Consider the following 7,984-nt stretch of genomic DNA (forward strand, 5'->3'; position numbering starts at 1 on the left):
CTCCTGGACCGCGCGGTCGCTGCGGCGGGCCGTGACCGTGGCACGCCGGGTCCGGCTCGACCCGACGCTCACCGTCCTCGACCGCGAGCGCGCACTGCGCTCGGCCGTCGTCATCGGCGGCTACCCCTGGACCGACCTCGCTCCCGAGGCGGTCGGCCTCGCGTTCGGCGCGTTCGCGCTGGCCGACGGGGACTTCACCGGCTCGGTGCTCACCGCGGTCAACATGGGCCGCGACGCCGACACCACCGCGGCGGTCGCCGGCGCCCTCGCCGGCACGCTCGGCGGCTTCGGCGCGATCCCCGAGCACTGGTCGGACGCGATCAAACCGGTGACCGGGAGCTGCCTGCCGGCCATGGCGGGCTACCACGTCCGTGACATCGCCGACCTGCTCGCGCCCGGGGAACCGGTGCCCGGCCCGACCGAACGGGTGGCGTCATGAGTACCACCGCACACGGATCTGCCCGCGGGTCCGCGCACGGGTCCGTTGTCGGCGCCAAGGCGGCGGCGACCGACGGCCCGTCCGCCTCCGGCGCCGCGCCCGGACCCGCGACGCCCGAACCCGCCGCGCGCGGGACGTCCGCGCCCGATCGCGTGGCCGCGCGGACCGCGGGAGCCGGCGGGGCCGCAGCCGCCAAGTGGCGTGTGGACAGCGGGACTTCCGGAGGTGTGCCCGACCGCGCTCCCGGCCGCACGTCATCCGCGGGTGCGACGCGCGACCGCGCGGCCTCGGGCGCCACCGCGCCCGGCGCACCAACTCCCCTACCACGCACCGCAGTCGGCGCCGTACCCGTCAACCCGGCTGGCGCATCTGCGAGTTCGGGCACCGGTCACGGCAGCCCGGCGGCCGGCGATGCGGCGCGGGCCGACCGGGTCACGCGGGACCGCGTCGAGGGACTGCTGCTCGGGCTCGCCGCGGGCGATGCCGCGGGGTGGCCGGCCGCACGCCATCGGGCCGCGCGGATGCCGGAGTGGACGCGGCGGTTGACCCGCGAGCTGGACACGTTCGCGGAGCAGAACGCGACCACCACCCTGCCGGTGCCGATCGCGCTCAACCAGCCGCCCGAGCCGCTGCGGCTGGGGCCGTCGGACGACGCGGAGTGGGCGGCGTTCACCGCCGAGTCGGTGCTCTCGGCACGCGGCGCGCTGCTCAGCGACCTGAGCCGCGACCGCCGGGTGCGGGCCGCGGTGGACCTCGCCTGGATGTCGCTGGCCGCCGACATCTCCTCGGCCGCGGCCCGCGCGTCGGAGGTGGAGTCCGCGGTGATCCCGCTGCGCGCCCGTATCTCGGTACGGGCCGGTCTTGGCAACCTCGCCACGGGGCTGCGGCCGCCCGCCACCGGGCACGACAACCCGCACTTCTTCGACGACGCGGCATGCGGGCGCGCGTGCGTGCTGGCCGTGGTGCACCCGGGCGACCCGGGTGCCGCCGCCGACCTCGCGGAGTACGACGCCCGCTACACGCAGGACGGCGACGGGGTGCACGGCGCCCGGGCGATGGCCGCGGCGGTCTCGCTCGCGCTGGCCGGCGCACCCGCCGACGACTGCGTACGGGCCGCGCTGCGCGAACTGCCGGCCGGCTCGGAGATCTCCCGCAACGCCGAGCACGCGGTCGCGCTCGCCCGGGCCGCGCGCGCCGCCGAACCCGACGGCCACAGCCAGGCGTTCGGCCTGGTCCCGCTGCTGGAACACCAGATCGTGGACCACGTCTACAGCTACGGCATCGCCGCCGCGGAGACCGTGCCGGTGGCGCTCGCGCTGGTGCTGGCCGCCGACGGCGCGGTGGACCAGGCGGTGCCGGCCGCGGCCTGCCTGTCCCGGGTGGCGGACTCCGCGCCCGCGCTGGCCGGCGCCCTGGCCGGTGCGCTCGGCGGCGCCACCGCGCTGCCCGTCTCCTGGCGGGAGGCGTGCCGGACCCTGCCCGGCTGCGCGCTGCCCCGGTTGGTGGGCACCGACCTGGTGGACCTGGCCGGGCGGCTGGCCGGTGTCGAGCCGGAGCCCGATCCGTACGGCGTGCCGTACGCCTCGTCGCCTGGCGTGCCGAACGCCACGCCGCGCCCCGCCCCGTTCACCTCGCCCGGCATCCCGTCACCCACCGCACCGCCGACCGCCGCCGACCCCCATTCCCCTGTCACGGAAGGACCCGGAAGCAATGAAACTCACGCTTGAGGACCGCATCACCGGCTGCCTCGTCGGCGCCGCTGTCGGCGACGCCCTCGGCGGCCCGGTCGAGGGCTGGACGCCCGAGCAGATCACGGAGCGGCACGGCGGCCGGGTACGGGGCATCGTCGGCCCGTTCTACGACGAGTGGCGCACCGCGCGGCCGATCGCGCCGTACCACAAGGGCGACGGGCACGTCACCGACGACACTCTCATGACGCACGCCCTGGTGCGGGTCTACGCCAAGGTCCGCGACCACCTCGACGCGTACAGCGTGGCCGACCACCTCGTGCCCGACCTGATCGGCACGCCGCGGTGGATTCCCGAGCTGGAGGCGGAGGCGCTGCCGCTCCAGCGGATCTTCCTCGCCGAGAAGTGGATCGTGGCGCGGCTGCACTACGGCCACGTCGATCCGCGCGAGGCGGGCGTCGGCAACATCGTCAACTGCGGCGCCGCGATGTACATGGCGCCGGTCGGCGCGGTCAACGCCGGCAACCCGGCGGCCGCGTACATCGAGGCGCTGGAGGTGGCCGCGCCGCACCAGTCGTCGTACGGGCGGGAGGCCGCCGGGGTGTTCGCCGCCGCGGTCGCCGCGGCGTTCGCGCCGGACGCCACCGCCGCCTCCGTGGTCGAGACCGCGCTCGCCCTCGCCAAGGACGGTACCCGTGCCGCGATAGAGGCGGTGTGCGAGCGGGCCGCCGACTTCGACGACTGGGAGGAGGCGCTGGTGCCGCTGCGCGAGGCGGTGGCGCCGTTCGACACGGTCGGGCCGCGCTACCGCGAGCCCTCGCTCGGTGCCCGCCGGCCCTCGCGGCTGCACGCCATCGAGGAACTGCCGGTCGCGCTCGGCATGTTGCTGATCGCGGGCGGGGCGTACGAACCGGCCGTGCTCGGCTCGGTCAACTACGGCCGCGACTGCGACTCCATCGCGACGATGAGCGGCGCGATCGCCGGGGCACTCGGCGGCACCGGTGCGGTTCCGGCCGGGTGGAGCGACGAGGTGGCCCGCGCCAGCCGCCTCGACCTGCACGCTCCCGCGGCCGATCTCACCGCCGTCGCCCGCGAGGTCTTCGCGCTCGACACGGCCCGCCGCCGCGCCCACGAGGCCGCGTTCGCGGCCCTGGCGGAGGTGCGATGAGGCCGCAACCCACAAAGGGCCCGGGGCTGTTGCCGCTCCCCGGGCCGGGCGCCGCTGAAGTTGGCGGCGGGCGCGATGCCGTGGCCGACCCGGCGGGCGAGGAACCGTTGCGGCTGACGTGGGTGCAGGCGGAGGACCTGGTGGGGCACGAGCTGCGGCAGGCCGGGGAGGACGGGCGGGCCACGGCGGATGTGCGGGGGCGGTGGCTGGCCGCCGGCGGGCACCTGGCGCCGGAGCGGGCCGGGGCGTCGCCCGGGCCCGCGGACCCGGAGCTGCGGGCGCTCGCGCAGGCGCTACTGGACGAACTGGCCAGGCAGCGCCCGCCGTTGGCCGAGCAGGAGCCGACGGATCTGGCCGGTATCCACGCGGCCACGGGCGCGCCGCCCGCCGTCGCGCGGGTCGAGCGGCCGACGGAGCTGGCCGAGCGGCTGGAGGCGGGCTGGCTCGGGCGGGCCGCGGGGTGCGTGCTGGGCAAGCCGGTGGAGAAACTGCCACTCGACGGCATCCGGGCGATCGCCGTGTCGACCGGCAACTGGCCGCTGCGCGGCTACTTCACCGAGGTGGGCCTGGACCCGGCGATCGCCGCCCGCCACCCGTGGAACCGCCGCAGCCGCCCCACCTCGCTCGCCGAGAACATCGACGGGATGCCCGAGGACGACGACCTCAACTACCCCTTGCTGGGGCTGCTGTTGCTGGAGGCCCACGGCCACGGCTTCCGCACTCGGGACGTGGCGCAGCTGTGGCTGGACGAGCTGCCCGCGGGCCGTACCTTCACCGCCGAGCGGATCGCGTACCGGAACCTGCTGGCAGGACTGGAACCGCCGCGGACCGCGACATGGCGCAACCCGTTCCGGGAGTGGATCGGCGCCCTGATCCGCGCGGACGTCTTCGGCTGGACCCGCCCGGGTGACCCGGCCGCGGCGGCGGACGAGGCGTGGCGCGACGCCGTGCTCAGCCACACCGCGAACGGCGTGTACGGCGCGATGTTCGCCGCCGCGATGGTGGCGCGGGCGGCCGGCGGCGGCACCGACGTGCACGCGTGCCTGGCGGCCGGGCTCCAGGTGGTGCCGCGCGCGTCGCGGCTGGCCGAGGCGGTCCGGCTCGGCATCGACCTCGCCGGCGCCGAGCCGTCGGGTACGGCGGAGGGGTTCGCCGTCGTCGTGGACGAACTGCACCGGCGGTTCGGCGGCCACCACTGGGTGCACGTGCTGCCCAACGCGGCGCTGCTCGCGGCGGCCCTCACCCACGCCGACGGGGACTTCGCCGGCTCCATCTGCCGTGTGGTGTCGGGTGGTTGGGACACCGACTCGAACGGCGCGACGGCCGGGTCCGTCACCGGGCTGCTGGCCGGTTCGGCCGCCGCGCTGCCCGGCGAGTGGACCGGCCCGCTGCAGAACCGGCTGGCCAGCACGGTCGGCGGGTTCGACGGCATCGGCTTCGACGCCCTCGCCCGCCGCACCGCCGCGCTGGCCGTCCTGCCGTCCGGCCCGAACCCGCGGGAGCACGACGCACCCGCGCGCCACGCCCCCGCACAGGGCACCCCCGAGGAAGGCACCCGATGAGCACCGATCCGACCGTTCCTTCCGGGCACGTTGCGCGCCTTGGGCGCCGCGGCGCCCCGCCGCCCGGCCGGGCCGGCATCGTGGTCCTGGGCAGCGCCAACATGGACCTGGCGGCGTACACCCGGGTGGCGCCCGCGCGCGGCGAGACCGTCACCGGGGAGGCGTTCCGCACCGTGGCCGGCGGGAAGGGCGCCAACCAGGCGATCGCGGCCTCGCGGGCGGGCGGCGCGGTGACGTTCATCGGCGCGGTGGGCGACGACGACTTCGGGCCGCGGCTGCGCGCCGCCCTCGACGGCGCCGGGGTCGGCACCGGCCCACTGCGCACCGTGCCCGGCCCGAGCGGCATCGCCCACATCGTGGTCGACGGCGAGGGCCACAACGCGATCGTGGTGGTGCCGGGCGCGAACGGCACGGTGACCGGCCTCGCCGACGGCGACGAGGACGTCATCGCGGCGGCCGGCGCGCTGCTGCTCCAGCTCGAACTGCCGCTGGACGGTGTGCTGGCGGGTGCGCGGGCCGCCCACCGGCACGGTGTCCGGACCGTGCTCACCCCGGCGCCCGCCCAGCCGCTGCCGGACGAACTCCTCGCGGTCACCGACCTGTTGGTGCCCAACGAGCACGAGGCCGCCGCGCTCAGCGGCCGGACCGACCCACGCGCCGCCGCCCGCACGCTACTTGAGGCGGTGCCCGAGGTGGTGGTGACGCTCGGCGCGGCGGGCTGCCTGTACGCCGCCCGCGGCCGCGAACCGCTGGCCGTGCCGGCCCGTCCCGCGAAGGCGGTGGACACCACCGCGGCCGGCGACACCTTCGTGGGCGCGCTGGCGGTCGCGCTCGGCGAGGGCCGGCCGATGCCGGTGGCGCTGGAGTGGGCGACGGCCGCCTCCGCGCTGTCGGTGGAGCGCGAGGGCGCGTCGTCCTCGATGCCGGAGCGCGCGGAGATCGACGCGAGGGCCGCGGGCGGTACGTCCGCGTCCGGGCGGCCCGACGGACCGACTCCGGGGTGAACCAATGCCGTTGACCGATGCGCCGGGCGACCGCCGCCCGACCGACCAGCGCCCAACGCCCACCGACGACCGGACGAGCGACGACCGCCCACCGACGACCGGACGAGCGATGAACGGCACCCCGGCGAATCCGCCGGACGCCGAAGCACGTTGAAGAAGCCGAGGTAGCTCCCATGCACCACCCCAGTACTCGCAGTACCCGCCCCGACGACCAACTCCCCGCTTCCGCCGATACGGTTACGGCCGCAGGCTCGGCCACCGGTCCCGCCGTGCCGCCGCCGCGCACCGAACCGTCACCCGCGTCGCCCGAAACGCCGCCCGCCGGCGGCCCGTTGGAGGGCATGCGGGTCCTGGACCTGGCCACGCTGTTCGCGGGGCCCAGTGCGGCGACCCTCCTCGGGGACTTCGGCGCCGACGTGGTCAAGGTGGAGCATCCGCGCAAGCCCGACCCGTCGCGCGGCCACGGCCCGAGCAAGGACGGCGTGGGCCTGTGGTGGAAGCACCTCGGCCGCAACAAGCGCAACATCACGCTCGACCTGTCGACGCCCGGCGGGCGGGACGTGCTGCTCAAGCTCGCCGCGTCCGCCGACGTCATCATCGAGAACTTCCGGCCGGGCACGTTGGAGCGCTGGGGCCTGGGCTGGGAGCAGTTGTCCGCGGCGAACCCCCGGCTGGTGCTGGCGCGGGTGACGGCGTTCGGGCAGTTCGGCCCGTACTCCGCGCGGCCCGGCTTCGGCACGCTCGCCGAGGCGATGAGCGGGTTCGCGTCGGCGACCGGCGAGCCCGAAGGCCCGCCCACGCTCCCGCCGTTCGGCCTCGCCGACTCCGTCGCCGCGCTCGCCACCGCGTACGCGGTGATGGCCGCGCTGGCCGGCCGGGATCGTACGGGCTCGGGCCAGGTGGTCGACATGGCGATCATCGAGCCGATGCTCGCGGTGCTCGGCCCGCAGCTGATCTGGTACGACCAACTCGGCTACGTGCAGCCCCGGATGGGCAACCGTTCCACCAACAACGCGCCGCGCAACACCTACCGGACCGCCGACGGGGCGTGGCTGGCGGTGTCCTCCTCCGCGCAGTCGATTGCCGAGCGGGTGATGCGGCTGGTCGGGCGGCCGGAGTTGATCGAGAAGCCGTGGTTCGCCACCGGTACCGGGCGGGCCGCGCACGCCGACGAGATCGACACCGCCGTCGGCACGTGGATAGCCGGGCACGACCGGGCCGAAGTGGTCGCGGCCTTCGAGAGGGCCCAGGCCGCGGTCGCGCCGATCTACGACGTGCGGGATGTGATGACCGATCCGCAGTACGGCGCGCTCGGCACCGTAGCGTCGGTGGACGACGCGGAGTTGGGGCCGATGCGGATGCAGAACGTACTGTTCCGGTTGTCGGGCACGCCTGGCGCGATCCGCTGGACCGGCCGCCCGCACGGCGCGGACACCGATGCCGTCCTCACCGAACTCGGCCTGGACGGGCCGGAGATCGCCGCACTGCGGGCGGAGGGCGCGCTGTGAGCGCCGGCACCGGAACCCACGGCGCGACGGGCGCCTCCACCGGGCCCGCCCCGGCCGGCACCGACCGCGCCGGTACCGACGACGCGGTCCTGACCTGGCTGTACGCCCCGGGCGACCGCCCCGACGTGGTCGCGAAGGCGCTGCGATCGGGCGCGGACGTGGTCCTGATCGACCTGGAGGACGCGGTCTCCCCGGCCCGCAAGGAGTACGCGCGGGCCGCCACCGCCGAGTTGCTCGCCGCCCGGGTGCCGGGGCCGGGGTCGGGGCCGGCCAGGGTGCACGTACGCGTCAACGCCCTCGACGGCCCGCTGTTCGCGGCGGACCTCGCGGCGCTGGCCGGACTGCCGGGCCTCGGCGGGCTGCGACTGCCGAAAGTCACCGGGCCCGGTGACGTGACGTCCGTACGGGAACTCCACCGCGACCTGGCCGGGACCGGCGCGGCCGTGCCTGGGCTCTACCCGCTGCTCGAATCGGCGCTCGGCCTGGAGAACGCCTTCGCCATCGCCACCGCCGACCCCGCGGTGCGCGGTCTCGCGCTGGGCGAGGCCGACCTGCGCGCCGACCTCGGCGTCACCGAGGAGGACGCGCTCACCTGGCCCCGGGTCCGTACCGTGG

General features: G+C 76.4%; 7 protein-coding genes. All 7 read left to right on the forward strand.

Annotation, left to right across the window (positions count from 1 at the left end; all coding sequences use genetic code 11):
• Positions 1–439 (forward strand): ADP-ribosylglycohydrolase family protein (locus tag AC13HU_RS26170; protein WP_483044408.1); only part of this gene is annotated, 439 nt, incomplete at its 5' end.
• A gap of 455 nt (positions 440–894) precedes the next feature.
• Complete coding sequence (locus AC13HU_RS26175) at positions 895–2,166, forward strand: ADP-ribosylglycohydrolase family protein (RefSeq protein WP_483044412.1); 1,272 nt, start codon at positions 895–897, stop codon at positions 2,164–2,166.
• On the forward strand, positions 2,150–3,295 hold the full coding sequence (locus AC13HU_RS26180) for an ADP-ribosylglycohydrolase family protein (RefSeq protein WP_483044409.1): 1,146 nt from the start codon (positions 2,150–2,152) through the stop codon (positions 3,293–3,295). Before AC13HU_RS26175 ends, AC13HU_RS26180 begins: the two co-directional genes overlap by 17 nt.
• Positions 3,292–4,857: an ADP-ribosylglycohydrolase family protein gene (locus tag AC13HU_RS26185; protein WP_483044410.1), complete on the forward strand. Its 1,566-nt coding sequence runs from the start codon at positions 3,292–3,294 to the stop codon at positions 4,855–4,857. The genes AC13HU_RS26180 and AC13HU_RS26185 overlap by 4 nt, the downstream gene beginning before the upstream one ends.
• Entirely contained in the window at positions 4,854–5,861 is a 1,008-nt protein-coding gene (locus AC13HU_RS26190) for a ribokinase (protein WP_483044411.1), read from the forward strand. The genes AC13HU_RS26185 and AC13HU_RS26190 overlap by 4 nt, the downstream gene beginning before the upstream one ends.
• Positions 5,862–6,202: 341 nt before the next feature.
• Positions 6,203–7,369 (forward strand): CaiB/BaiF CoA transferase family protein, encoded by a 1,167-nt coding sequence (locus AC13HU_RS26195; protein WP_483044413.1) that lies wholly within the window; start codon positions 6,203–6,205, stop codon positions 7,367–7,369.
• A gap of 89 nt (positions 7,370–7,458) precedes the next feature.
• Positions 7,459–7,984, forward strand: a 526-nt coding sequence (locus AC13HU_RS26200) for an aldolase/citrate lyase family protein (RefSeq protein WP_483044414.1), incomplete at its 3' end; no start/stop codon positions are given.

Source organism: Streptomyces sp. NH27, from assembly GCF_056859195.1.